Annotated in this window: 24 protein-coding genes and 2 tRNA genes; 17 read left to right on the forward strand and 9 right to left on the reverse strand. The window is 52.5% G+C overall.

Annotated features, from left to right (window positions below; translation table 11 throughout):
* Positions 1–15 precede the first annotated feature (15 nt).
* The gene (locus N24_RS12815) at positions 16–1,116 is read left to right on the forward strand and encodes an NAD(P)-dependent alcohol dehydrogenase (RefSeq protein ID WP_096457823.1); all 1,101 of its coding nucleotides are present in this window, start codon (positions 16–18) and stop codon (positions 1,114–1,116) included.
* 61 nt (positions 1,117–1,177) lie between these two features.
* Here N24_RS12815 and N24_RS12820 read toward each other — a convergent pair whose 3' ends face one another.
* Both N24_RS12820 and N24_RS12825 read right to left on the reverse strand, forming a co-directional pair.
* Positions 1,178–1,519, reverse strand: coding sequence for a helix-turn-helix domain-containing protein (locus N24_RS12820; RefSeq protein WP_096457826.1), 342 nt, complete (start codon positions 1,517–1,519; stop codon positions 1,178–1,180).
* Positions 1,520–1,602: 83 nt separating this feature from the next.
* A complete protein-coding gene (locus N24_RS12825; RefSeq protein ID WP_096457829.1) occupies positions 1,603–2,019 on the reverse strand; it encodes a hypothetical protein in 417 nt (138 codons plus the stop codon).
* A gap of 121 nt (positions 2,020–2,140) precedes the next feature.
* Here N24_RS12825 and N24_RS12830 point away from each other — a divergent pair, with 121 nt between their 5' ends.
* Genes N24_RS12830 through larB form a run of 3 tightly spaced genes read left to right on the forward strand, consistent with a single transcriptional unit; the run spans position 2,141 to position 5,028 of the window.
* The gene (locus tag N24_RS12830; protein WP_096457832.1) at positions 2,141–3,469 is read left to right on the forward strand and encodes a lactate racemase domain-containing protein; all 1,329 of its coding nucleotides are present in this window, start codon (positions 2,141–2,143) and stop codon (positions 3,467–3,469) included.
* A gap of 33 nt (positions 3,470–3,502) precedes the next feature.
* Positions 3,503–4,357 carry an ATP-dependent sacrificial sulfur transferase LarE gene (gene larE / locus N24_RS12835; protein ID WP_096457836.1) on the forward strand — a complete coding sequence of 285 codons (855 nt, stop codon included), beginning with the start codon at positions 3,503–3,505 and terminating at the stop codon, positions 4,355–4,357.
* Entirely contained in the window at positions 4,357–5,028 is a 672-nt protein-coding gene (gene larB, locus N24_RS12840) for a nickel pincer cofactor biosynthesis protein LarB (RefSeq protein ID WP_096457840.1), read from the forward strand. The genes larE and larB overlap by 1 nt, the downstream gene beginning before the upstream one ends.
* Before the next feature lie 91 nt (positions 5,029–5,119).
* Here larB and N24_RS12845 read toward each other — a convergent pair whose 3' ends face one another.
* Positions 5,120–5,500, reverse strand: a complete 381-nt coding sequence (locus N24_RS12845; RefSeq protein WP_096457842.1) for a VOC family protein — start codon at positions 5,498–5,500, stop codon at positions 5,120–5,122.
* An 81-nt stretch (positions 5,501–5,581) separates the two neighbouring features.
* Positions 5,582–6,766 carry a nickel pincer cofactor biosynthesis protein LarC gene (gene larC / locus N24_RS12850; protein WP_096457845.1) on the reverse strand — a complete coding sequence of 395 codons (1,185 nt, stop codon included), beginning with the start codon at positions 6,764–6,766 and terminating at the stop codon, positions 5,582–5,584.
* A gap of 148 nt (positions 6,767–6,914) precedes the next feature.
* Between larC and N24_RS12855 the strand changes: the two genes are divergently transcribed.
* The 3 genes from N24_RS12855 (at position 6,915) to orn (ending at position 9,201) form a co-directional block, all read left to right on the forward strand.
* Positions 6,915–7,667 (forward strand): hydroxypyruvate isomerase family protein, encoded by a 753-nt coding sequence (locus tag N24_RS12855; protein WP_096457848.1) that lies wholly within the window; start codon positions 6,915–6,917, stop codon positions 7,665–7,667.
* Positions 7,668–7,740: 73 nt separating this feature from the next.
* A complete protein-coding gene (gene cmrA / locus N24_RS12860; protein ID WP_096457851.1) occupies positions 7,741–8,541 on the forward strand; it encodes a mycolate reductase in 801 nt (266 codons plus the stop codon).
* 24 nt (positions 8,542–8,565) lie between these two features.
* Complete coding sequence (gene orn, locus N24_RS12865; RefSeq protein ID WP_096457854.1) at positions 8,566–9,201, forward strand: oligoribonuclease; 636 nt, start codon at positions 8,566–8,568, stop codon at positions 9,199–9,201.
* Here the strand turns inward: orn and N24_RS12870 are convergent.
* Together N24_RS12870 and N24_RS12875 are read right to left on the reverse strand one after the other, a co-directional pair.
* Positions 9,198–10,442 (reverse strand): alpha/beta hydrolase, encoded by a 1,245-nt coding sequence (locus tag N24_RS12870; RefSeq protein ID WP_167382115.1) that lies wholly within the window; start codon positions 10,440–10,442, stop codon positions 9,198–9,200. The genes orn and N24_RS12870 overlap by 4 nt on opposite strands.
* A 187-nt stretch (positions 10,443–10,629) precedes the next feature.
* The gene (locus N24_RS12875; RefSeq protein WP_096457857.1) at positions 10,630–11,841 is read right to left on the reverse strand and encodes a L,D-transpeptidase; all 1,212 of its coding nucleotides are present in this window, start codon (positions 11,839–11,841) and stop codon (positions 10,630–10,632) included.
* A gap of 464 nt (positions 11,842–12,305) precedes the next feature.
* On the opposite strand from N24_RS12875, the gene N24_RS12880 reads away from it, so the two are divergent.
* Both N24_RS12880 and N24_RS12885 read left to right on the forward strand, forming a co-directional pair.
* Positions 12,306–12,381, forward strand: a tRNA-Lys gene (locus N24_RS12880).
* A gap of 87 nt (positions 12,382–12,468) precedes the next feature.
* A tRNA-Lys gene (locus tag N24_RS12885) sits at positions 12,469–12,541 on the forward strand.
* Between the two features lie 118 nt (positions 12,542–12,659).
* Here the strand turns inward: N24_RS12885 and betT are convergent.
* Positions 12,660–14,957: a choline BCCT transporter BetT gene (gene betT / locus N24_RS12890; protein WP_096457860.1), complete on the reverse strand. Its 2,298-nt coding sequence runs from the start codon at positions 14,955–14,957 to the stop codon at positions 12,660–12,662.
* Between the two features lie 516 nt (positions 14,958–15,473).
* On the opposite strand from betT, the gene N24_RS12895 reads away from it, so the two are divergent.
* Together N24_RS12895 and N24_RS12900 are read left to right on the forward strand one after the other, a co-directional pair.
* Positions 15,474–15,821, forward strand: a complete 348-nt coding sequence (locus N24_RS12895) for a hypothetical protein (protein WP_096457863.1) — start codon at positions 15,474–15,476, stop codon at positions 15,819–15,821.
* A complete protein-coding gene (locus tag N24_RS12900; protein ID WP_096457866.1) occupies positions 15,822–16,016 on the forward strand; it encodes an SdpI family protein in 195 nt (64 codons plus the stop codon).
* 249 nt (positions 16,017–16,265) lie between these two features.
* Here N24_RS12900 and N24_RS12905 read toward each other — a convergent pair whose 3' ends face one another.
* Together N24_RS12905 and N24_RS12910 are read right to left on the reverse strand one after the other, a co-directional pair.
* On the reverse strand, positions 16,266–16,907 hold the full coding sequence (locus N24_RS12905) for a hypothetical protein (protein WP_231911012.1): 642 nt from the start codon (positions 16,905–16,907) through the stop codon (positions 16,266–16,268).
* Between the two features lie 41 nt (positions 16,908–16,948).
* Positions 16,949–18,190 (reverse strand): glutaminase, encoded by a 1,242-nt coding sequence (locus N24_RS12910; RefSeq protein WP_096457869.1) that lies wholly within the window; start codon positions 18,188–18,190, stop codon positions 16,949–16,951.
* Positions 18,191–18,234: 44 nt separating this feature from the next.
* Here N24_RS12910 and N24_RS12915 point away from each other — a divergent pair, with 44 nt between their 5' ends.
* The 6 genes from N24_RS12915 (at position 18,235) to N24_RS12940 (ending at position 26,357) form a co-directional block, all read left to right on the forward strand.
* Positions 18,235–19,344, forward strand: a complete 1,110-nt coding sequence (locus N24_RS12915; RefSeq protein WP_096457872.1) for a LacI family DNA-binding transcriptional regulator — start codon at positions 18,235–18,237, stop codon at positions 19,342–19,344.
* Positions 19,345–19,413: 69 nt separating this feature from the next.
* Complete coding sequence (gene uxaC / locus N24_RS12920) at positions 19,414–20,832, forward strand: glucuronate isomerase (RefSeq protein ID WP_096457875.1); 1,419 nt, start codon at positions 19,414–19,416, stop codon at positions 20,830–20,832.
* Positions 20,829–22,181, forward strand: a complete 1,353-nt coding sequence (locus N24_RS12925; protein ID WP_096457878.1) for a mannitol dehydrogenase family protein — start codon at positions 20,829–20,831, stop codon at positions 22,179–22,181. Before uxaC ends, N24_RS12925 begins: the two co-directional genes overlap by 4 nt.
* An 89-nt stretch (positions 22,182–22,270) precedes the next feature.
* Positions 22,271–24,376 (forward strand): cytidylate kinase family protein, encoded by a 2,106-nt coding sequence (locus N24_RS12930; protein ID WP_096457881.1) that lies wholly within the window; start codon positions 22,271–22,273, stop codon positions 24,374–24,376.
* 153 nt (positions 24,377–24,529) lie between these two features.
* A complete protein-coding gene (locus N24_RS12935; protein ID WP_096457884.1) occupies positions 24,530–25,033 on the forward strand; it encodes a gluconokinase in 504 nt (167 codons plus the stop codon).
* 163 nt (positions 25,034–25,196) lie between these two features.
* Positions 25,197–26,357 carry an HNH endonuclease signature motif containing protein gene (locus N24_RS12940; RefSeq protein ID WP_096457887.1) on the forward strand — a complete coding sequence of 387 codons (1,161 nt, stop codon included), beginning with the start codon at positions 25,197–25,199 and terminating at the stop codon, positions 26,355–26,357.
* Positions 26,358–26,379 lie beyond the last annotated feature (22 nt).

The following is a 26,379-nucleotide window of genomic DNA, read 5'->3' on the forward strand; positions in this document are numbered from 1 at the left end:
ATATAAGGAGCAAAAATGAAAACCCTTGCTGCAATTGTTCGTGCCACGGAACAACCGTTTGAAATCGCAACTGTTGATCTGGATGCGCCCAAACCAGATGAGGTTCAAGTCCGCGTTATTGCTGCGGGAGTGTGCCACACCGACGCCATTGTTCGTGATCAGATCTACCCAACGTTTCTTCCTGCTGTATTTGGTCACGAAGGCGCAGGCATTGTTGTTGCCGTAGGTTCAGCGGTCACATCAGTAAAACCCGATGACAAGGTTGTTTTAGGGTTCAATTCTTGTGGGCAATGTCTGAAATGCCTGGGTGGCAAACCTGCATATTGTGAAAACTTTTACGCCCGCAACTTTGCCTGCACCCGCGATGATGGATCGACTGCATTTTCCCAAGATGGCGAACAAGTAGGTTCCCATTTCTTCGGCCAATCCACGTTTGCCAACTACACCAATGTCTCCGCTCGCAGCGTAGTCAAAATCGATGACGATGTTCCTTTGGAACTGCTGGGGCCTCTCGGCTGTGGCTTGTCCACCGGAGCTGGTGCGATCCTAAACTCGCTCGGCGTTGGAGCAGGAGATACCGTAGCAATTTTTGGCACTGGAGCTGTCGGTTCCGCGGCGATTATGGCAGCAGCCGCGACTGGAGCGACCACGATCATTGCTGTTGATATCCACAATTCCCGCCTTGAGATGGCCAAAGAACTTGGGGCGACCCACACGATCAATTCCAAGGACGAGGATCCTGCGGAGAAAATCAAGGAACTAACTGGTGACGGCGTACAGTTCGCGCTGGATACAACCGGCGTGGTTGCTGTGACCAGGCAGGCGGCAGATTCTCTTGCGATCAACGGCACTGTCGGGCTTGTCGGCGCGCCTGCACCTGGTGCTGAAGCCACGTTTGAGGTGGGTGCATCTCTTGTGCGGGGTTGGAAATTCCAAACGATCGTTGAAGGCGACGCCATTCCGCAAGATTTCATCCCCCGCCTGGTTCACATGTGGCGTCAGGGCAAATTCCCCATCGAGAAGCTGGTACGCACCTATCCGCTGGAGAAAATCAATGATGCCTTCGCAGATTCCGCCAGCGGCGAAGTGATTAAGCCAATCGTGACCTTCAGTTAAAAGCAAAAAGATTTTGCTTTTCGACGCCACCCTCCATCCGTAATGGCTATGCCGTTTGGCATTAAGTGGCGTCCGCTAGACCTTCCTGTTCTGCTTCGATGGGGAGAGTCACGGTGCTTCCGTCGGCTCGTTTAACAGTGAGCTCAAGGCTGCCGCCGAGAGCCTCAACGTACTTCTGAATGGTAGACACGCGAGCCGAGGTGAGGTGGCCATTCTCCATTTGGGAAATTCGGTTCTGTCCAACCCCAATCTTTCTTGCAAGAGACTCTTGGGTTAGACCAGAATCCTCGCGGAGGGTACGGAGTCGATAAGCCTTAGCGTCGGCGTACATGCCGGCTTTGATTCTATCGATGTTTTCGCGATTGCCGGGGCGACGTCGACGCAGGTAGTTAAGTGAAGTCATGAGATTCTCCTGTTACGATTTATGCCGCATTCATTTTTAAGAAGGAACAGTAAGAGCAAAAGATTTTGCTTTTCGACGCCACCCTACTCCGCCCGAGCGATGCGATGTTTCTTCCAGAAATCAATGCCCCACAGGGAAATTTTGCACATCCACATCATTCGGTCGGCGTATCTTTCTGAGGTGTGCCCCTGTAGCCGTGGATCATCCTCGGGCATGGTTGCCATCGAAAAGATGGCATAAAACCACACGACCGCATTCAGTAAAACCGCCAACGGCAAACCCGTTCCAAAGCCCAACCATGAGGGGAAGGCCGCCAGCATGGTCACGGGAATCCAATGAAGATACCCAGCAACAGGATTGTTGAGGAAAAACTGGTGGGCACCCCAAGGCCCTGCCCACACTGCGATCATATAGGCGCGTGATTTGGTTCGAGGTATAGCAACTCCCTCGGTTTCCTCATCGGTCATATTAAATGGGCCGGTAGGTACATAACCAAACATATACGCACTCTATCGCAGTGTGGAAGTTGGCCTTGGGCGTCGACAAGCATTTTTCTTTTTAATCCTTGCAACAAACTGCAACTACTTGCCAAGTGACTTGCCCCTGAGGACACTTGTGTTTATGAGCCAAAAGACTATTACCCTCCCGATCCCTGAAGGTCTTGCAGAATCCGCAGCGCTGTTGGGCGGTCCTACTGAAGTACTTAGCGACGAACAAGCACGTCAGTTCATTTTGGATGAAGTGGCAAAACTCGATGTCGATGGCAAAACGGTGTGCATGCCAATTCCTGACGGCACCCGCTCTGGCCCTCATGGCTTGATGATCCAGGCAGCTTATGATGCGATTGCCGATCGTGCGAAATCAATCACCATTCTCATCGCGCTCGGCACGCACGCTGCCATGGACGAGCCTTCGATCGCAAAGCTATTGGGTGTACCTTCTGGCACCATCGAACAACGCTTCCCCAAAGCCCAAGTGATTAACCACGATTGGCACAACCCAGAAGCCATTGTTTCTTTAGGCACCATCGAAGCGGCAGAGATTTCTAGGCTGACCAGTGGACTGCTGGAAGATCGCGACATGGACGTACAGATCAATAAATTGGTCGCAGAAGCCGATGTCAACTTAGTTGTTGGCCCCATTTTTCCGCACGAGGTGGTGGGTTTTTCTGGTGGCAACAAATACTTCTTCCCAGGATGCTCAGTGCATGATGTAATTGATATCTCCCACTGGGTGGGAGCGCTCATTACCGCTTCAGAGATCATCGGCACCCTAGGTATCACTCCGGTTCGCCAGCTGATTAACTCCTCTTCTGCGTTGATCCCTGGTGAAAAACTTGCTGTCACTTATGTCTCCACCACCGGCGATGATGATCAACCAGTCCTGCACTCAGTGGCAGTGGGCACCACTGAATCTGCGTGGGCAGCCAACGCCAACGTTGCATCATCCACCCACATCAAATGGTTGGATGCTCCCTACAAGCGCATTGTGTCCAAAATTCCAGAAATGTATGAAGACCTCTGGACTGGCGCAAAAGGTGTCTACAAAATGGAGCCCGTCTGTGCCGATGGTGGCGAGGTAATTGTTTATGCACCACACATCACTGAGATTTCTGAGATGCACCAAGGTCTAGCTGATATCGGCTACCACTGCATCGAATACTTCACCAAACAGTGGGACAAGTTCAAAGACCACCCCTGGGGCGAAATCGCGCACTCCACCCACGTTCGCGGCCTAGGCACCTTTGATCCAGAAACCGGTGAGGAAAAACTCCGCATCAACGTCACGTTGGCATCACAGGTTTCCCCAGAGGTCTGCGCTGCATACAACATTGGATACGCCGACCCGGACTCCTTCGATTGGGACGCTCTTGACGCTGATCCAGATACGTTGGTTGTTGAACACGCTGGTGAGATTTTGCACCGGCTCGAGTCCCAACGCTCTGTTTAACCTCACAAACTTTTTCAAGGAAAGCTCTTTTTCATGACGCTTTTAATCCCCGACGGGGAAGCCCAAAGGTTGATAGATGACGTCGCAAAGCATTTGCCGAGTGCTGGACGCCTGGGCGTCGCCTACTCCGGCGGCGTGGACTCGGCGGTGTTGCTGGCTATTTCGCAGTATGTGCTGGGCGCAGATCGCACGCTGGCTATTACTGCGGTTTCGCCGTCGTTGGCGTCGCGGGAACGAGCACTAGCTGCGGACACGGCGGAATATATTGGCGCGCGCACCATTGAAATTGTGACAAACGAGCAGGCAATCGCTGGTTACAAAGCCAATGATGTGGATCGCTGTTACTTCTGCAAAAACGAAATGTTTAACCGCATTGATGAATCCGTCATCGAGAAATATGACCTGGCAGCGGTGGCCTACGGCGAAAATGCTGACGACACCCAACGCATTGACCGGCCCGGCGCGCGAGCAGCCACCGAACACAATGTGTTGCGTCCACTATCCGAGGCTGGTTTAACCAAGGCAGATGTGCGCCTGGTAGCCCGTGCGTTTGGGCTGCCTGTTGCTGATAAACCTGCAGCACCTTGCCTTGCGTCACGTATTCCACACGGTCATGAGGTGACAGAGGAAAAACTCCAACAAATTGAGGCTGTGGAACTGGAACTCTACCGCCTTGGCTTCAGCGATTCCCGTGTGCGCCACCACGGCGACATCGCACGCATCGAGCTTCTGACCACTGAAATGTCACGCGCAGCCGAGCCACATATCGCCCAAGCTATCCACGCTTGTGCCACCGAAGCTGGTTTCCGCTTCGCTGCAATTGACCTAAAAGGTATTCAATCCGGCGCGCTAACTTTGTCCATCATGAACGCGAGAGGCAGCCTGTAATTTTGGAAGAACGGATTAAGAAAATCGGTGACTTCGCACACCTAGATGTCGATCGCGCAAGCCGCCGCGGGTATGCCGAGGCAATCTACTGCGAATCGAAAACTGTTGAGCAGGTGGTCGCCATCGCTGATGGTGTGCGCGATGCCGGGCACACCACCTTGTTTACGCGCGCATCAAAAGAGCAAGCAGAAGCTGTCATTTCCACACTGGGTGATGTTTTCTACGACGCCGATGCTGGTTTCCTTGCTTACCCGGCCACTCCCCCAGCCTCGACTGGCGTAAGCGTACTAGTTGTTGCAGCTGGCACCTCAGATCTCCCCCAAGCAAAGGAAGCATTGCACACCGCTTCCTATTTAGGACGCTCCACCTCACTGATTGTCGATGTTGGAGTGGCGGGTATCCACCGCCTGCTTTCCTACGAAGAACAACTCCGCGCCGCAGGAGTTATCATCGTTGCCGCAGGTATGGATGGTGCACTGCCCGGTGTCGTCGCAGGGTTAGTGTCCGCACCTGTCGTTGCACTACCTACCTCTGTCGGTTACGGCGCAGGCGCTGGAGGAATTGCACCACTACTAACCATGCTCAACGCCTGCGCGCCGGGAGTTGGAGTGGTCAACATTGACAACGGTTATGGAGCAGGACACCTAGCTGCGCAGATTGCCGCGAGGTAATTTTCTCCTAGAAGGTGGGCTCAGTGCATCATGGAATTTTTCATTAGTCGATGTTCGCACTTTCGAAGAACCATTCCCGCCTGGTAGGTATTTACTGTGTTGCGATCCACCAAAAGTTGCCCGAAGCGTCCTTAACCCCACCGCGTAGATCGTCGTCCTCGTTCTTGCGGGCAGGTTCTTGGATAACGGACGCTCCTGCCTTAATAGCCCGCGCGAAGACGCTTCGGACATCCTGAACATACAGGTGCACATGTGCAGGAGCCGAGACGGCATCGGTAGCGCTTCCACCAATCATCACAACGCTGTCATCAATCCTGACTTCGGCATGCATCAATGTCCCGTCAGGGTGGTTGAATCGTCGCAGTAGGACCCCGTCGAAAGCCTCCTCAAGGAACGCAATCACTTCTTCTGCATTGCTGCAGATCAAATAAGGGCTAAGCGACGGGTATGAAACAGGCTTCCATTCGTTCATATCTTCAGGCTATGCAAAAAGCGCAGTCCCGCGTAGCCACAAATTAGGAGCAGTCGCCCTGTTGCTTGTTACTCGGTGAAGTTACTCGGTGATGCCTTGAGGGATTCTTGCTATAATTTCCCTCTCTGAAATTCCCAAAGCCACCGCTGCAGAATGAATGTCTTCAAACTCGGGCTGCGCACTGATGTCGTGGCCATTGCGCGAACCGATCTTGATGTTGATGGCGTGACCCTCCACTTCAACCTGCTCGAATCGGCGGTCCAGCCCTTCCCTATCAACAGTCCATGACCTGATTCCAAACGTGGTGGTGCTTGCAAACAGTGCGGTCTTGACTGCTTCCACATCGGAGTTATTCACCAGTGCTGACACGGTATGGGCTGGGCGGCCCTTCTTCATCAAGATTGGGGTCAGCCATGCATCTACTGCGCCAGCTGCAAGGAGCCTCTCGATTACTCCGGGCCACAGCCGTGGATCTTGATCATCAACGTTGGCTTCCAATTGCACGAGAGTGCGGGTGTCTGGGTTATTCCTAGAGGTGTCGAACAAAATTGCGCGCACCACATTTGGACGGCCTTCTGTATCTTTCGTTCCTGCGCCAATGCCAACTTCATTGATGATGCCACCTGGGAAGGGTCCATCTTGGGTCGCAAAGTGGCGGATCAACGCCACACCGGTTGGGGTGGCTAATTCACCGACAGGTTCAGTGCTCTCCATAAGCGCTCCAGTTTGGGTGGGCCAACCTTTTACCAGCTCTGCCACTGCTGGAACTGGCACTGGAATGTCTCCGTGAGCTGCCTTAATGCGACCGAATCCCAAAGCTATTGGAGACGCAGCGATCAACCCTGGGTTAAGTTGCCTTACTGCTTCGCACACGCCCACGATGTCTGCGATGGAATCCCAAGCACCCACTTCGTGGAAGTGGATTTTCTCCGGGTCGATGCCGTGAACTTTGCCTTCAGCAATAGCGATGAGTTCAAAAACTCCCAAGGCATTTTCCTTGGTTTGCTCGGGGATATCAGCATTGGTGAGAAGTTCTTTAATGGTGCTTAAGTGACGGTGATGGTGATGCTCATGTTGTGCTACCACATGTAATTTGATGCCGCGTTGTCCTTGGCGCACAACCTCTTCGGTGCTCAACAAAACGTCACCTGGAATGACGGCTTCTACAACCTGTTGGATCTTTTCTAGTTCTGCACCTGCATCAATAAGTGCCCCGAGCAACATATCCCCTGCAACACCGGCGGTTGCATCGATCCACAATCCCATTATTCTCGCTTCTTTAAATCATTGAAAAGTTCGGCTCAGAAAACGTTTATCAGTCCAGCTTAGACCCATCGTAGGGGTAGAAGAATCAGCCCCGTGTCGCACCCAATTATTAGAATCGAGGCACACAACTTTGAAGGAGCTTTTCACTATGTCTCGATTCGCCGCCAACCTATCATTGACTTTTACTGAACTAGATTTCCTGGATCGTTTTGACGCTGCCGCGAAGCATGCTTTCAGCGCCGTAGAGTTCCAATACCCCTATGATGTCGATGCACAAGAGATCAAAAGGCGTGCTGATTCCGCAGGTCTGCCCATTGAACTCTTCAATGCCCCACCTGGGGATACGTTCGGCATTGCAGCGCTGGCACCCCCAGAAGAGTTTCAACAATCAATCACGCAGGCTATTGAATACGCAAAAGTTCTCAAACCAAAAAAGCTCCACATCATGGCCGGAATCGCTGAAGTTACCTCAGATACCACCGCGCGCTATGTGGAAAATATTCGTTGGGCAGCGCAGCAACTAGAAGAGATAGATGTTCTGGTGGTCATTGAACCCATTAATCAGTATTCGGTGCCTGGCTACTTCCTGCACAACTTAGATCATGCTTATTGGCTGGTCGAGACCATTAATCACCCCAATGTGAAGATCCTGTTCGATATTTTCCACATCCAGCAGATTCATGGCAATCTCACCCGGAGGCTTCGTGAAGTCAATGACGCAGGGCTTTTGGGGCATGTGCAAGTGGCTTCGGTTCCTGATCGACATGAACCAGGTACTGGTGAAGTCAATGAAGTTCACGTTTTCCAGCAGTTGGACGAACTGGGATATGACGGTGTTATCGCTGGTGAATACCTCCCCGAAGGTGAAACAACAGCTGGGTTGGGCTGGTTGGAGCTCTAGGTCGCAAGTGGTGTCGCACCCATGACGTACCATTAATCACGAACGTTTTAAAGAAGCCACGAAGGAGCCTGACATGGCGTTACCACTACCCAGCAAGAGTGCTCGTGCACTTGTTACTGGGGCAAGCCAAGGCATTGGCCTCGCCATTGCGCGTGATTTAGCGCGGTATGGCCACAACCTAATTTTGGTTGCTCGCCGCGAGGAGGTCTTACAGGAGATCGCCGCTGACTTAGAAAACAAGCATGGTGTGATCGTTGAAGTCCGTCCGGTGGATTTGAGTGATGAAGCAGCCCGAAAGGTGTTGATCGATGAGATCAAAACGCGGGAAATCAACATCATTATCAACTCCGCTGGTATCGCAAGCTTTGGGCCTTTCAAAGACCAGGATTGGTCTTATGAGACTGCGCAGTTCTCACTCAACGCCACTGCTGTTTTTGAGCTCACCCATGCGGTGCTAGGTGGCATGCTGGAGCGTGGCACTGGCGCAATCTGCAATGTCGGATCTGCGGCAGGTAACGTGCCAATTCCAAACAACGCAACGTATGTGCTCACCAAGGCAGGTGTGAACGCATTCACCGAGGCCTTGCACTATGAGCTTCGTGGAACTGGTGTGGCCTGTACTTTGCTGGCTCCTGGCCCTGTACGGGAAGCCGAAATCCCTGAATCTGAGCAGTCAATCGTGGATAAGGTTGTGCCTGATTTCTTGTGGACGACCTATGAATCCTGCTCCGCAGAAACCCTACGTGCGTTGTCTAAGAATCAACGTCGCGTGGTTCCAGGTCCTTTGTCCAAGGCCATGAACTTGGTCTCCTCCGTCGCTCCAACCGCTGTGCTCTCCCCTCTAATGGGCTGGGTTTATAAGAAGATGGGTTAAGTTTTTAAAGTGTCTGAAAACAATATGCCAACAGTCGCAGCTCGCGATGACCGCCTGGTCTGGGTTGACCTGGAAATGACAGGACTGGACTTGGAGCGCCACGTCATCGTTGAGGTAGCAGCACTGGTTACTGATGCCAACCTCAACGTCTTGGGCGAAGGTGTAGATCTAGTTGTTCACGCAACTGAAGATGAGCTTGCGCAGATGGATGACTTTGTCACCAACATGCATGATTCATCTGGGTTGACTGAGCAGATCCGCACGTCCACGGTCACGTTGAAAGAAGCCGAAGATGCTGTCTTAGCGTTGATTGAAGAGCATTGCGATCCAGCACATCCTGCACCTTTGGCTGGAAATTCCATTGCCACTGACCGCGCTTTTATCCGTGAACAAATGCCGCGCCTTGATAATGCTTTGCATTACCGAATGGTCGATGTGTCCTCGGTGAAAGAATTGGCACGTCGCTGGTACCCACGCGTGTATTACAAGCAGCCGGAAAAGGGCTTGGCGCACCGCGCGTTGGCTGACATTGTGGAATCAATCCGCGAGTTGGATTATTACCGCCGCTCGTTCTTTGTCGCCGAACCAGGTCCAACCTCTGATCAGTGTGCAGAAGATGCGCAGGCAGCGGTGGATCGTTTCGCGCCCTACTTTGATTAAAGGGTTCTTAAAAGCCTGGTGAGTTCAGTGAGCATATGCACCCGCCACCAGGCCCAATCGTGGCCGCCATGCACGCCGCGTACTCGGACTTCGCGGATATCGCCGGAAAGATCCTCGGCGAGCTGATGCGACAAACGCAACATTTCGCCCTCATATTTTCCTGCCTGCAGGTGGATGGAACTCCACTGCTCAGCGGTGGAAAGGGCATCGGCAACGTTGAAGCGCCACAGACTTGGTGATTGCGCGATAGCGTGGCCAACTTCGCCGTCGGCAAGCGCAAGTGCCCACAGCGATGCAAGGCCCCCGAAGCTTGCACCGGTGACAATGGTGTCTTCGCCGCGCGCGGAGACGTTGTAGTTGGCGCGGACGTGCGGGAGGATGGCGTCGATAAGCACATCAACCTGCCCACCTGGCACGCCGACGCTATCCCAGCGGCGCTCGACATCGACGGAGTCAAGCATGAGAAGGCTGACTGGCGGCAGCACGCCCAGCGCGATTGCCGCATCGACTTGCGCAGGCAGATTCATGCCGTTGTTCCAGTGCTGGCCGTCAAAAAGGATCAGCAGCGGCGCTTTGACCGGCGCCTCATAAAACCAAAAATGCTCGCCGGCTACAGTTTCCTCCGCGACTTTTACGCTTGTCGACGCCGCAACCCAGCAGTCCGGCAACGCATCAGGGCCTTCCACGAGCGAGGAATCCATGATCTGCCCCATCGCGCGGGTATCCAAACGGCCTCCCGACATGGCGGCTTTGCGGATATGCATCCGATCACCAGCCTCACGCCACGGAGGAACACCCTCGCCTTCCCACGCATTTACGGTGTAGCTTGCCCGCCAATCCGAAGGCATGCGCAGGCTTAAAATCCACAAATCTGAGCCTTCAAGGCGAGTCATCTCAGAATCTTCGATGCTTTCATGATCGAAGATGCCATTAATCCACAGCAGGACAGCGTTTGCACCCGGGCACTCGACAATCCAGGTGTACATGCACACATCAGGATTACCGTCTGGATCATCATCGATGATCGGATTGGGTTTCGCCAAAGCTGACACAGCCATGTCACCACAGCGCCTGGCCGAGCGTTCTCCACCTTCACGGACCGCTTCACTCCATGAAATTTCCATGGGGCTTTGAATGCGCACGTGGCGTTTGGGGTTGTGTGATGGCACGGTTGGCGACAACTCCACATGAGCGGACCCATTGCGGTCCACCCACGTTTTCGTCTGCCGGAACGGTGGCATCTAGTTTCCCCTTGGCCTGGTCATAACATGTATTTCGCTTTAAACGTGCACAACCGGCAGGCATACTCCGCGCTTTCTTGCCACGAAGACGACCGCCGGTTTTAAAAACAGGTTGTAAGTCTAGTTCAGACGATTAATGCAGGCAATATTAATAACCACCTGTTGAATTTACCTGCGGGTTTAGCGACTACCACGCCGAGGTTTCATCAGCATTACCCTGACTCCACTCAGACCATGGAATGTTCCAATCACCTAATCCATCGTAGCCACTCAAAGTCTGACCAATTGTGTTTTGAACAGTCACAATATCGCCACGCTTAACGGTTTCCTGGAACCATTGAGCATTTTCCGTAGACACATTGATGCAACCATGCGAAGTGTTGTAACTACCCTGCGCTCCCACTGACCACGGTGCGGCATGAACATAGATTCCGGAATAAGACATCTGGGTCGCATACTGCACGGGAGTACGGTAGCCACCTTCTTCATAACCAAGACCGAACGTGGTGGAGTCCATGATCATCGACTCATTGCGATCACCAATGATGTAGGTGCCGTTGGGGGTTGCCCACTCTGCAGTATCGCGGCCAAATGAAACCGGCATGGTGCGCAACAATTCACCATTTTTGTACACGCTCATGGTCTTGGTGGCGTCATCAGCAACTGCCTCAACCCGGTCACCGATGGTGAAGTTAGTGGCATTGTCATTTTCGCCCCAGACTCCACCGCCAAGATCCTTGCCGTAAATATCGGCCTCGACAGTAACTTCCGTGCCTGGCTCCCAGTACTCTGCTGGACGCCAGCGAAGTTCACTGTTATTCAGCCAATAGAATCCACCTTCAACCTCTGGAGAGGTGGTCACAGTGATGGCATCCTGAGCAGCCTGACGGTCCTCCACTGGGGTTCCGAAGCGGAAGCCAATGGTCTGCCCCACTCCGACCACTGAGTCAGCCAAGGGAGATAATGCAACATTCGTGGTAGCTGCTGGGGTTGCCGTATTAAACACGACGGTGGATGATTCCCCATTTTTATCGGTAGCTTTCACTGTGTAGGTGCGGTTATATCCGAGAGTTTCCGCAGTAGTCCAGCTACGGCCATCCTCAGAAAGCTCCGACTCAACCTCGTAGCCTTCTTCATTAGTCATGGACACCTTCTGAAGGCCATCACCCATTGACTTAACAATGATGGGCTCTGAAGGATCTACATCTTCCGCCTCATCATCGACAGACACCACTGGCGCCTGCAGTTCAACTTCTTCAACTTCAGCATCTGCCTGGGAAGATTGATCCCGAGCATCACTTCGTTCAATTGTGCAACCCGTAAGCGCCAGTGAACCAATTGTCAGCACCGCAAGGAATGCCCCTGCAACTGCCCCGCGCTTAACACGAAAAACTCGCACCTAAATACGCCCTTCTGGCAAAACGCCACAATTTAAAAAGCGTCAGCACCTACAGCTTCCGCAGGAACCAACCTGACGAGAGAACTTATGAAACTGACAAAACCTAAAACAACACGCTACCAGCACAAACGATGGAACTTAAAACAATATTCCTGCAATATTCCATGAGTAATCAAATCGTTAGAAGAACGACATCAATACACAACATTTCCAAGTTTCTTTAAGTAACTACTTCAATCATCCGCATGCTATCTCGCGTCGTTACGTCCAAAACGCTCGAGCGAATGTTTTGTGAGCAAATCGTTACCATTAGATAAATCTTCTACATGCGACTGCGTTTCCCTTCAGCACTCACAGGAACCGCATTGACGTGCAGATTTTACTTTGAATCCACTTACCTGTTATATTTTTCTTCGTTGCAAACGAGACCGCAAACAAAACTGTAGGCGAGTCCACAGCACAATGCGTCATTAGCTCAATTGGCAGAGCATCTGACTCTTAATCAGAGGGTTCGGGGTTCGATTCCCTGATGACGCACCAAGTTAGTAAACTTCCCACATCCCAATCGGGGTTACAGTTTGCTTCTTGACTGCCTGTGAGAGTATCTTTACTAGGCAGAACAAAAATGCGTCATTAGCTCAATTGGCAGAGCATCTGACTCTTAATCAGAGGGTTCGGGGTTCGATTCCCTGATGACGCACAACATAAAGCGCGGAGCATTTTATTAGAATGTTCCGCGCTTTTCTTCTTCCCGAATGCATCCTTTCGACGCAAGAAATGACCTGCACACAAGTTGCGTGCAGGCCTACTTAGCCGAATTAGGGACGGTCCGACTTACCGGTTTCTAATTGCTGTTGCCCTGTGACAATTTCTTCTTCTTGCTCTGCCAGTGCAGGTTCAGCCACTGGTGGCTGTGGTGGAGTCAAGAATGATGGGTTGTCCATATTGAACGTGAGAGTCAAGAATGTCATGTGGGTTTCATAACGATCAATGACGTCATCAATGACCTGCTGCTTACTAAGACCCATGAGGTCATAGCCCTCAGTACCAGTCTGGTTGAACACCTCTAACCTGTAGTAGCTATCTTCTGTCTGAGCTCGACGGCCACCGAACGAAGGAATAGGTGTTGGCACAGGAGCAACAAAGTATTGGAATCTACGCTGGTTTTCGATATTTACCAGCAAGACATGAGTTGGAATATTTGATGCCGGATCGAAATCACTGAGCAATTCAGTTTCATATCCAAGACGGGTGAATTCCTTGTGCACATCTTGCAGCGCGGGTTCCACGGTAGTTCGGACGAACTTTTCTACCTGGTCTCGGCTTGGGTAGGAACGCATACTTGCCAAACGCTGACGCCAAGTCTTTTCTGGTGCGCTACCACCGTCTGTGGCAACGTGCTGGTTGTGCAGGCGCCTACCTTCCATTTCAGCTCGCTCCATGCGTAGAACTTTAAGGAAGGAAGCCATGACCAGATACGCAATGATGGTGACCGGAAGTGCGAAGATCAACGTGGCATATTCCATGGTTGTCACACCACCTGCCAACAACATCGCGATGGTAAGAATCGCTGTAATTACAGCCCAGAGGATGCGTAGCCATTTTGCGCCATCCTGTGCAGGGTCTGGGATCGAGGAGGAGAAGTTAGCCATCACCATCGCACCCGAGTTTGCTGAGGTGAGATAGAACAGCAAGCCAGACAATGTTGCAAGACCAACCAGGAAGGTTGCGCCTGGGAACATTTCTAGCAGGGTATACCAACCTTGTTCAGGTGATTCCATAGCAAGTTGAGCAAACGCATCGTTGCCATTTAGAACTTCGTACAGCGCAGAGTTACCGAAAGTGGTGACGATGAGAAAATCGCACAGCACTGGAACAGTAATTGCAGCGATGACGAACTCTCTAAGCGTGCGACCACGGGAGATGCGTGCAAGGAACATACCAACAAATGGTCCCCAAGCCAGCCAGAATGCCCAGAAGAAGAGAGTCCAGCCTGCCATCCAATCAGATCCACCCTCTTGATAGACCATGGTCTGCAAGGAGCGTTCTGGAAGAGTGTTGATAAACCTGCCGATATTTTCCACCATGCCGTTAAGAAGGAAGGAAGTTTGGCCGGTAACAATGATGTACAAGATCATTGCGCCTGCACTCCACAGGTTTAATTCTGAAATTAGGCGAATACCTTTATCCACACCTGAGGTACACGCGGCAATCGTGATGACAACAGCAACGATCACCAAGGCGATCTGGAGACCTAAGCCGTCAGGGAAACCGAAGAGAGTGGAGAAACCAACCGATAGCAAGACAACACCGATGCCCATTGAGGTAGCAACGCCCATCACGGTGCCCACAAGCGTGACAATATCAATTGCGTCACCGGCTTTACCGCGGACTCGTTTACCTAACAGTGGGTAAAGAGCTGCGCGTACGGACAGTGGCATTCCCCAGCGGTAAGCAAAGTATCCCATCGCCATACCGAGCAAGGAATACATTGCCCAACCACCGATGCCGTAGTGGAACATTGTCCACACCACTGCGTCTCGTGCTGCAGCAGCAGATTCAGGTTCAGCATCAGGAGGAGTCACGTATTGAGTAATTGGGCCTGTGACCGAGTAGAACAGCATGTCAATGCCAACACCTGCAGCAAAGAGCATGGACACCCAGGTGAACAGACTGTAGTGAGGCCTGGAGTGATCCGGACCTAAGCGAACTTTGCCGGTTCGGGATAAAGCCACCCACAACACGAAGGAAATAACAATGAATACGGTTAGGACGTAGTACCAGCCAAGGCTTTCACCGATGAAACCCACAAGGCTTTCCATCGTTTCAAACGCATGATCAGGTGCCATCATGGCCCAAATAGAAAAGGCGAGAATAATTACAGCGCTGATTCCAAGAACAAACCAGTTGACCTTGGCATCACCAAATACCTGGGCGCCTTTTGATAGTTCTTCACGCGAGACCGGAGGGCGATTTTGACGCTTCTCCTCTTCCTTTGGCGATCGTTGGCGTCCGCCAAGTTCGTCGCGCTTCACAGATTCTCGGAGCGCTTGAGTGTTTACATCCTGCTTTGGCTTTTCGCCGAATTCAGGATTACCCTGCGAATTGTCGCTCACTCATAACTCCTTCCCTATTCATTCCATGTTCAGTTGCGTCCGACTTTTAAAAAAGCCAGAACCCGCAATTGGGCAAGCATCAGATATACATCGAGCACGCCCCATTGCGTTGGGTGATGAAAACTTCATCAACGGTGTCGTCTTGGCTATGTCTGCGCCGTCTTCTTCGGCTGCCGCTGCGATAGTCAAAACCGAAGAATTTCAAACTCCAGACAGAGTGGGGCACAAAATGCCATCACATTCTCTGCTTTAGATCTTGGGTTTTAATCAGCAAAATCTCTCAAGACAACATGGTATTACGTTATAGGTTTATTGGCGCATAGCAAATAGGGCATCAATAATGCCTTCGCAATAACCTCAACCAAGTGTCGCTAGTATCACTAATGAAGTACACCTAGTGCACTATTTTTGATGAAATAGCAACAATTCAGTTACGTTTACATTCGATTAAAAATTCTAGCCAGTAACATCACAATCATAAGATTTTCCTACACATCATGATTCAGTTGAGGCAAGATGAATCTCCTGAAAACTCCACTATGGGACCTCTCAGATATTGAGAACCTTGATCAGCATCAAAACTATATTCGTTTGCGTCTTTTTCAAGATGACTTCATCGCTGAGTGCAGTCTCTATGAGCTGCTTTGGTTCTTTGGAATCAAAGATGCATCAACCCTTCATAAGCAGTTCAAGGTATGGAACAAAGTTGAGGCTCTCGAATGGATACAAGAAGGCAGTATTTATCAAGAAACACTGCCATTCGCAGATTACTGGGACGTAACGCGAGTCCAATTAACATCTACAAACCATCCCCAACCTGATTCGGTGGATGGTGTCTATATTTTTGGAAGCAAAAAGAAGTGAGTGCTCAGGCCAAATTTTTGGATTGGGATCAGATCTACTGAACTTCTTAAATCGGATGAAGCGTGGTTCGTGGGACATAAGGCTGCCGCATCCTACCTGATGATCGGTGCAGCCTGGATGCTTATTTTTCTTTCCATTGGAGGACTCAAGTCCACCCAGACTGCAAAAAACTGTTTAACCCGACCCACGCGTTAGCGTTCATCGCTTGTTTAAGGCCTCGAGTTTTTCTGGATGAGCAATTGTATGCACGAGCCCTTGAAAACCCGTTAGAAGCGCTTCTGGGGAGGTATGACTTTTCAGGTGTCGCACCAGATTGTGAGAGCGACCAAACCAGGAAACCCAGAATCTTCAAAAACTTACATGTTGGGTCTCCTAGTTTGGTCTTATGCCGCCAACCACACGGGAAACAGCTATTTTCGGCACTAATTTGACCCAAGCCGGGGTTTAAGCTGCCAGGCCTTCTTCAAGTTTGGTGCGTTGAGCTTCGAATACGCTGGCGGTTTCTTCGGGTGTGGTTTCAAGGCCTGCCACAATGAGGTGATGGTTTCCTAGTTGTTGGATCATCATCACGGTGGATCCTTGGTTGTCTGGGGAGACTTCGATGTTGAGTGTGAATCCGGCGGCTCCGTCTGGCACGGAATCTAGTTGCTCGAATGTGTAGGTGGTGTTGGTGGAATCGACAACAGCATCGGTGCAGGCGTCGGCGATGTCGGCGTAGAGGTCCATTGGTGAGGTGTCGTTGTCATCGGGTGTGGAATATAGAGCAATACCCACTTGGCTTTCTCCAGAAGATAGCGCTCGGGAGGCGCTAGCCACGGTTGGGACTTCTACGCCTTCAACGGCTTGGAGTGCTTCGCCGCATGTGCCGTCGATTTCGGAGGCCCCATTAACTACAGTCAGGTTAATGGGTTGGCTGCTCAGCGAAGTGTCGTTGGCTTCTACTGCATTGTCTAGCCCTGATTCGGATGCGTTAATCAGCAGGTTGTGTAGGGGCTCGGCTTCGAGTGGTGCGGCGGCTGGTTCGGAGCTGCACGCACTTAAGCTCCACGCTGCAATGAGAGTGGTAACCATCAGCTTCTTTTTCACGGAAAATCTCCTTAATTTTATTTAAGTACTAAAACTACCGGTCATGTTCGCTGCGTGCAGATGGTGCCGTCGGAGAATGTGAAATCGGGCAGTACGTCATCCGGGTCGAGGATGGATACTTCAAAGCCTGCGTCGCGGATACGTTTGAGGCCTTCTTTGATCATGCGGATAGCTACGGGGTGGAAGCTGAGAACGCGGGTGAGATCGAGGACAACCTCTTTGCCTTCAAAGTTGTGTTCAACGATGGCGTGGAGGAAGCTTTCGCTGGCGGAGAAGTTCATGGCACCTTGCATTTGGATGAAGGTGGTGTCGCCTTCTTTGGTAATCGATCGTACTGCGTGGCCGGATACCTGCTCGGTGGACATGAGGTGGAGGCCCATGTCGTCGGAAAGCCGTTTGAAAATGTCTACGCCGCGCACGCTGTTGCCTTTGGGGTTAAGCCGTGGGGAGAATGTGGCGATTCCCAATTGGCCTGGCAGGATTCCGATCAGGCCACCGGCGACTCCTGATTTGGCGGGGATTCCTACGGTGGACAGCCACTGACCAGCTTCGTCGTACATGCCCGCTGAGGCCATAACGGAAAGAGTTAGGCGGCAGACGCGGGCGTCGAGAAGCTTCTTTCCGGTGATGGGATGCGTGCCACCGGCGGCAAGCGTTGCCGTCATGACTGCTAGATCGCGCGCGGTTACTTTGATGGCGCATTGGAGGGTGTAGCTTAAAACGGCGTCGTGGGCTTCGTCTTCAATGACACCGTAATTGCGCAGCATGTGTGCGATGGAGAGGTTGCGGTCGGCGACGCTGATTTCAGATTCGGCGAGGACTCGGTCGATGGTTAGTTCGCGGCCGGCTAGTTCGGAGAAATATTGGCGCAGTTTTTCCACGCGGTCTTCCACTGAGGATTCTGAGCCGTTGATTAATTGGTTAATCGCGATGGCACCGGCGTTGATCATGGGGTTCATGGGTCGGTTTTCACCGTCGAGGGAGAGTTCGTTGAAGGCTTCGCCGGAGGGTTCTAGTGCGACGGCTGACGATACTTTGTCCAAGCCACATTCTTGAAGTGCTAATGCGTAGGCAAAGGGTTTGGAAATACTTTGCATGGTGAATTCGGTGTCATCATCACCAGCGCTGTAGATGCGTCCATCGACGGTGCATATCGCTACTGCCAGTGGGTTTGGGTCGGCAGTGTGTAATTCTGGGATGTAGTCAGCTACCTCGCCGGAGGTGTTGTTTCGGACATTGTCCAAAATTTCGCGCAGGTACTCAGGAATGGGCATCGTCAGCATGAACGCCAGCCTAATGATTTCTTTTGCGCTATATACTCATTTTCATGACAGATTCGGGGGATTCAAAGGCCACCATCTATGATGTAGCAAAAGTCGCTGGCGTTTCCCCTTCCACTGTGTCCAGGGCGTTTTCGCAGCCTGGGCGTGTGAGTTTTTCTACCGCTGAGAAGATCCGTCAGGCAGCTCTTCAGGTAGGTTACGGCCGGCATGTGGAAACGCCCGCTTTTCAGCGCCAGAACACCGGCATCATCGCCATGGTTGCAGCGGATGCCTCCAACCCGTTCTTTTTGGAAATTTTCCGGGGCGCGCAGCATGCTGCAAGCACGCAGGGCTATACGGTTGCGCTTGTCGACGCCCGGGAGTCTGCGATCAAGTCCAGGCAGGTGCTGGACAAGATTGTGCCACACGCCGATGGCTTATTATTGGCGGCTTCTCGGATGGATTCGGGAGAAATCCAAAAGGTCGCTAGAGAAATCCCCACTGTATTAATGAGCCGTGAGGTGCAAGGAATCCCCAGTGTGATGGTGGATAACTATGACGGGGCAGCAAAAGCCGTTGTGCATTTGGTTGATCAGGGGTGCAAGTCCATCACCTATATTGCAGGTCCTAATAAATCGTGGGCGGATGCCACGCGCTGGCGCGGGCTCGTTGATGCAGCAAGCTCGCTGGCGGTGGCCGCTGATGCGAAGAGGGGGGCGTCGACAAGCGCTATTTCGATCTCGCGGAGTGTCACGGTGCAGCCAGGTAGGATGCGTCATTTGTTAAAACCTAAGGTGAAGACGCTGTCGGTGGAGTCGCCGGATTTTGTCGGTGGGCGGCGTGCATTTGAGCTGTGGGCGAAGGATCCTACGGATGCGGTGATTTGCTTCAACGACTTGGTGGCGCTGGGATTTATGCAGCAAGCGAGGCTTTCTGGCGTGCGGGTGCCTCAAGATGTTGCGGTCGTGGGTTTTGATAATACGGAGATTTCGGTGCTGAGCACACCCTCGCTGACTACGGTGGCAGGACCGCTTCGGGCGGTTGGTCGAGTGGCAACCGCCAATCTGATCGCACTGCTCAAAGGCATGAAAGCACCTTTGATGGCTAAACCACGTGAGCTGCCCACGCGTCTCATTGTGCGGGAATCGTCGCTAAAGGCTTCTCCTGATTCTTGATTGGGATCTTCTGTTGCAACAATTGGCAACAAGTAGATATCGCTGAGTGTGACGGGTGATCATAAAGCTATGACTACTTCACATGCATCACACCCCGATCGGTTGCTGCCAGCTGATCCCGGTACTCGTGACATCGCCCGTCGACTCCTCGCGCACGTTGAAGATTTACCCATCATCTCCCCACATGGTCACTTGGAAGCGTCCATGTTTGTTAAAGATGAAGCGTTTCCTGATCCAACTAGCTTGTTGATCAGCCCTGATCACTACCTCACCCGCATGATGCACTCCGCAGGCGTTGACTTGGCTGATCTGCGTGTCGGTGGACATGAAGGCAAAAGCCCGCGCGAGGCTTGGCGTATTTTCCTTGCCCACTGGGATCTTTATGCAGGTACTGCCACTGGCTACTGGGTGGAGCAGGAATTCGAACACGTCTTTGGCATCAACGCTGAGCGCCTAAGTGTGGGCACTCCGGAAAATGCGGATGCCATCTTTGATGAGCTCTCCGATATCTTGGCTAAGCCAGATTTCCGTCCTCGCGCGCTAGCTGAGCAATTCAACCTAGAAGTGCTGGCCACCACTGATGATCCACTTGATGATCTAGCAGACCACAAAGCACTGGCTGACGATCCAACCTTCTCCCCTCGCGTGCTGCCAACCTTCCGCCCAGATGCGTACACCAAGATGTACAACGCTGGCTGGGCTGAAAAAACCACCAAGCTTATCGACGTAGCAGGTGACGGCAAATCCGGCTGGGAGGGCTACCTCCAGGCGATGCGCAACCGCCGCCAGTACTTCATCGAGCACGGTGCAACCTCCGCAGACCACGGCCTGCACGATACCGACACCACCCCACTTAGCCACGAAGACGCACAAAAGATCCTGGACAAGGGACTAGCAGGAACCGCAACCTTGGCGGAAATGCGTGCTTTCGAAGCAAACACCACCTACCGTTTCGCAGAAATGTGCCAGGACGATGGTTTGGTCATGACCATCCACCCAGGTGTGTACCGCAACCACTCTGCTTCTGCGCAAAAGAAATTCGGTGCTGATATCGGAGCAGACATTCCATTCCAGATGGAATTTACCAACGGTCTGCGCCCACTGCTGAGTGATTTCGGTGAAAATAAAGACTTCCACTTTGTCATGTTCACCATCGATGAGTCCGTGTACTCACGCGAAGTCGCCCCACTAGCTGGCTACTACCCCGCTGCGTATGTTGGTGCACCTTGGTGGTTCATCGATGAGATTGATGCGATGAACCGCTTCCGCGCTGCCACCACAGGCACCACCGGTTTCTCCCGTTACTCCGGCTTCATTGACGATACCCGCGCATACTGCTCGATCCCTGCACGCCACAACACCTCCCGCCGAGTAGAAGCAAACTACCTGGCACGACTGGTAGCAGAGCACCGCCTCACGGAAAGCCGCGCAGCTGAAATCATTGTGGACCTAATCGATGCTTCCCCAAGGAGGGTTTTCAAACTATGAGCACACCACTAAACCGCAAAAACGCATCCTGCCCAGACGCCCCTCCAGTTCGTCTCGTTCACCTAGGTCTTGGTGCTTTCCACCGCGCACACCAGGTGTGGTACACCCAAAAAGCTGATCCAGACTGGGGTTATGCTTCCTTTACTGGCCGCAGCGCCCGGATGTCTGATGCGTTAACTCCGCAGGATGGTTTGTACACGTTGGTCACCCGCTCTGGCGAAGGCGATTCACCTGAGTTGATCTCCTCTCTCGTTGAGGCACAGCCTGCCGCAAATGTGGAACGCCTCGTTGAGCTGATGGCTGATCCACAGGTCGCAGTGGTTACCTTGACCATCACCGAGGCTGGCTACCACTTGGCTGCAGATGGATCCTTAGATGAGGCTAATGAGGATGTTGCAGCGGATTTGAAAGCGCTTGCCGGAGATTCACTAGAGCTGAAGACCGCCGCTGGCAAATTGGTTAAGGGCCTAGCAGCACGAAAAGCTGCTGAAGCTGGCGGAATAGCGATCATGAGCTGCGATAACATTGCAGACAACGGTGCGTTGACTGCTGGATCTGTATTGGGGCTTGCCTCCAAGGTGTCTGAAGATTTGGCTGGGTGGATCGAGGAAAACGTCACGTTCCCTTCCACCTCCATTGACCGCATCACCCCAGCTACAGAAGATTCTTTGATCGCAGACGTCGAGAAGCAAACCGGTTTCCACGACAATGCCCCTGCGGTTACTGAACCTTTCGCTTCATGGATCATCGAAGGCGAATTCCCAGCTGGACGTCCTAATTGGGAGAACGCTGGCGTGGAGTTCGTCTCTGACATCGAGCAGTTTGAGCGCCGTAAGCTGTGGCTTCTCAACGGCTCCCACTCCCTCATGGCTTATCTTGGTCAGCTGCGCGGGCATGCAACCGTTGCAGATGCAATCAATGATTCTGTTGTGCGTTCCCATGTGGAAGCGCTGTGGGATGAGGCAGCAAACCACCTCACCGCCGAAGGCCTTAATGTTCCTGGCTACCGCCAAAGTCTGATCGAGCGTTTCGAAAACCCTCGCATCGTGCACAACTTGGCGCAGATCGCCATCGATGGAGCCACGAAGCAGCGCATGCGCGCCGTCCCAATCCTCAAGGCCGAACTCGCAGCCGGCCGCCCCGGAAATGGTGCCGCGCTGTCGATTGCAGCGTGGATCGCCTACGTCCTAGGCACCGAGGAAGTCCGCGACACCCGCGCGTCCGAAATCAACGAGGCAAAATTGCTTGACGACGCCCCCCTCGCTCTTCTAAACCTTCTCGATTCCGAGCTCGCTTCGAACGATGACGTGGCAACCCACATCACCAACCTCGTTGCGGAACTCTCTTAAATCGCTACACCTTATTTTTAACGTGCCACCTGCCGGCCAATTGAATTCTCCGGGACTTGGCACAACCATCTAAAAACTTGGAGATTCACGTGACTACCCCAGTCAAGGAGCGAACGGCAGGTGGTACCCTGCCCAACCACCGCGTACTCACCTATGCGTTTGGCGATATAGCCAACAACCTCATGTTCAGCATGACCTCGATGTTCATCATGGTGTACATGACAGACATCGTTGGTATTTCAGCGGCAGTAGCCGGCACGATCTACGGTGTAACAAAGATCTGGGCAGGTGCAGCTGACCTAATCGCTGGACAAACAGTGGACCGTTTCCAAACCAAGTGGGGACGCCTGCGACCATGGATCTTGTTCGGTTCCACCCCACTGGCCATTGTGTTTGTGCTGCTGTTTAGTACTCCGGCAGGTTTAAGCGGTGCCGCTGCCATCGCCTGGATTTTCCTGCTTGATGCCCTATTCCAGCTGGCATATTCCTTTGTCAACATTCCATACGGTTCTTTGTCAGCATCTATGACCCAAGATCCTGTGGATCGTTCAAAGCTGTCTGGCGCACGTTCCATCACTTCATCACTGGCTAGCGTGTTGCTGTCTGCCGTCGTGGCACCACAGTTCGCAGATACTGCTGCAGATAATATGCGGTTGAAATTCACCATCACTTGTTTGGTGCTCGGTGTCATTGCAGTGTGTTTGTACCTGATTTGTTTTGCCAACTCCCGTGAGGTTGTTCCTCGCCCCGAAGGCAAGATTTCCTTCAAATCCACCTTCAAGATGATTGGCCAAAACCGCCCACTGATCATCTTGTGTGCCAGCACGTTCTTCCTGCTCAGCGCGATGTTTACCAACAACGCTGTGGCGATGTACTACACCCGCGATGTTCTGGGCAATGCTTCATGGTTTACCTGGTTGATGGGTGCACAAACTGTCGGCTCAATTTTGGTGGCGACACTTATTCCTTCCATCACGGTGCGCATTGGCAAGCGCAATGGCTTTATGATGGCTGCTTGTTTTGTCATCGTCGGTTACCTGTTGATGTTCATTATCCCTTCAGGCCAGCTCCTTCCAGCAGTGGTGACCTGGTTCTTGCTGGGTATCGGTATCGGTTGCACCAACGCACTGATCTTCTCCATGGAAGCCGACACCGTGGATTACGGTGAATGGAATTCAAGCATCCGTGCAGAGGGTGGCACATACTCCGTGGTGTCCTTCATCCGTAAGTGTGGCCAAGGTATTGGTGGTTGGATCGGCGGTGCTGTGATCGCAGCGTTCGGTTACACCTCCATGGCTGGTGGCGCGCAAAGTGTTGAAGCAGTGCAAGGTATCCGTATCGCAACCGGTGCAATCCCTGCAGGTTTTGCCATCGTCGCGTTGATCATCATCATTGCTTACCGGCTTGATGCTGGCAGGCACGCCGAAATCATCGACGACCTCAACGAACGCCGTATGCAAAATGCCGTTGCTGGCCGCCACGGAGTAACCTCCGATCAGGTTCAAATCGCCGAAATTGGCGATGGCCGCAACACCATAATCCGCCCCATTCATGAGGATCACCCACCAATCATCACTGTGTTTGGACAGCGTGGTTCAGGTGCATCAGATATCGCACCAATGATTGCCAAGCGACTGGGCGTTACGTATATCAATCAAGTATTTAGCTCAGACACTCTCGCGCAGGTAGATAAGAAGGCGCTGATCTCTGACAGCAGTTTCAACCGTTGGCTACGCACGGTCTCCTACGGTTCTACCCAAGATGCAGATATGGCTGCAGCGTCCAACCTGGCGGCGAACTCCGCGCTGGCAAGAAAGAACACCGCAGAAGTACTTGAAGCTGTCGCTGATGGTGGCGTGATGCTGGGCCGAAATGGCGCCCTAGTCTTAGGGCCGGTCGTTGGAACCCTGCACGTTAAATTCATTGCGCCTTTGAACAAGCGCATTGAACGCGTCATGTACAAAACTGGGCTCTCTGAATCCGCTGCCGCTGAGCAGTGCGCGTTGGAAGACCGACTGCGTCAAGAGATGTCCTACGCGCTGTATCAGTGGAATCCTAGCCGTGATGAGGACTATGACCTCGTGATCAATACCGGGTCAATGACCTACGAGCAGATCGTTGATTTAGTCGCTGAGACCTACGCCCGGAAGTATCCGCTCCAGGCCAGAATCATTCCAAACGACAAGAATGTTTAATCCCTAAAGTCCCCGTGATGTGATCATTTACACCACGGGGACTGTGCTTTAGATCTTACAAAATCACCCACAAAAGGTTATGATAGTACCAATAAGTTTTGTGGTGATTTCCTGCACCGTGCAGTCGAGATACCACCAGAGAAAGGATCAGACATGTCAGCAGCCGAAGGCCTGCACATTGTCGTCATGGGCGTTTCCGGTTGCGGCAAATCCTCAGTAGGCGAAGCCCTTGCCGCAGAGCTTGGAATCGAATACAAAGACGGCGACGAGCTTCACCCCCAGGAAAACATCGACAAAATGGCCTCCGGCCAAGCGCTTGACGACGACGACCGCGCATGGTGGCTAGTCCAGGTTGGCAAGTGGCTCCGCGACCGACCCAATGGCGTCATTGCGTGTTCCGCACTCAAGCGCTCCTACCGCGACCTACTGCGCACCAAGTGCCCAGGCACCATTTTTGTCCATCTCCACGGCGACTACGATCTCCTTCTTTCCCGAATGAAGGCGCGCGAAGATCACTTCATGCCATCCACCTTGCTGGATTCCCAATTTGCCACTCTCGAACCATTGGAAAGCGATGAAGATGGCAAAGTCTTCGACGTTGTCCACAGCATCGAAGAGCTAGCTGCAGCATCAGCTGAATGGATCCGCAACAAGTAAAACCCTAAAGCCCATATTAGAACAGGGATTTGCGTCCAATTCAGTGTTCTAATATGGTTTTTCTTCAAATCTAACAATCGAATAACTGTTCGAACAAAAAGGTTGTAGGTGTCCACCCCATAAGGCACCATGGCAGTAGAACACATGACATCCAGGGGGAATCATGATCCAAGAAATCTACTTCAGCCACAACAACCCACACGACCCATACGCCCACTACACCACCGACATCAACCGCGACACCCACCAACTCTGGGTCACACTCACCACCGACTCAGACAACATGGACGCAGACTCCTTTATCACCGAAGTCATCCGCATCACCGGCTTCTCCCGCCACGAAGTCAACAACGGCCTTAACGCTATGGCCGCCATGACCAACCTCCCACACTTGCGTGCTATCCAAGAACGCTACTTCTTCCTCAGCATCCGCTACCTTTCCTCCATCATGGTCGCCGTCGCCAAAGCAGACCCTACCCTATGGGAAGAACTCGACCTACGCATCACCGACGCTTTAACCCCAGTCACCAACGGCGAAGTCATGATCCAATCCTCCACACTGGCAAAACGTATTGCCACCTGGATCAAAGAACTCGACCCAGACCACGCCAACACCACCCCACAGACTGAGGACTACGTCAAAGTCACCACCACCGATGACGCCACCTATGTCCGCATCAAAATCAGCGGCCATGACCGCCACCTACTCAATGACTTACTGAACAAGCTTGCCGAGCAAGACGTGGATCTGCCTGAAGCATTCATGGCGTTTATCACCAGCCAAACGGACGTGAAGATCACCAAGTATCTCTATAGCCCTCATCATCATCCTGAGCAGCTGTGGTCCCCAGATGACGGTGATATTGATCCTGAGGCCTATGCTCATGCGACCTTGGTGTGCACTAAGGATCTGGATGAGGTGGCAGAGCGCACGGAGAAGTCCTACACCCCGAGTGAGAAGATGAAAGCCCTAATCAGGGCGAGGGATGGGCATTGCCGCTTCCCAGGGTGCTGTGTACCAGCCAGTAAGTGCCAAGTCGACCACATCATCCCGTGGGATCAAGGTGGCCCCACAGCAGAGTGGAACCTGCAGTTGTTGTGCCAGCGGCATCACAATATGAAAACCGATCACCGCTATGAAGCTGAGGCTAATGGGATGGCCGAGATTAAGTGGATCGGGCCGATGGATGTCCCAGCGATCACCAGACCTGCGGGACCTTTGGTGAAAGAGATGCCGAGAGGGATCTGGGGCCAGTTGCTGCGTGATCGTATGCAGGCAAGGTTTGAACGCCTCCGCGACCACGCACTCAACAAAGAAGACTAGAGGCCCGGGATTGTCCAAAGCT

Origin of the sequence: Corynebacterium suranareeae (assembly GCF_002355155.1) — a bacterium.
Classification (GTDB): domain Bacteria; phylum Actinomycetota; class Actinomycetes; order Mycobacteriales; family Mycobacteriaceae; genus Corynebacterium; species Corynebacterium suranareeae.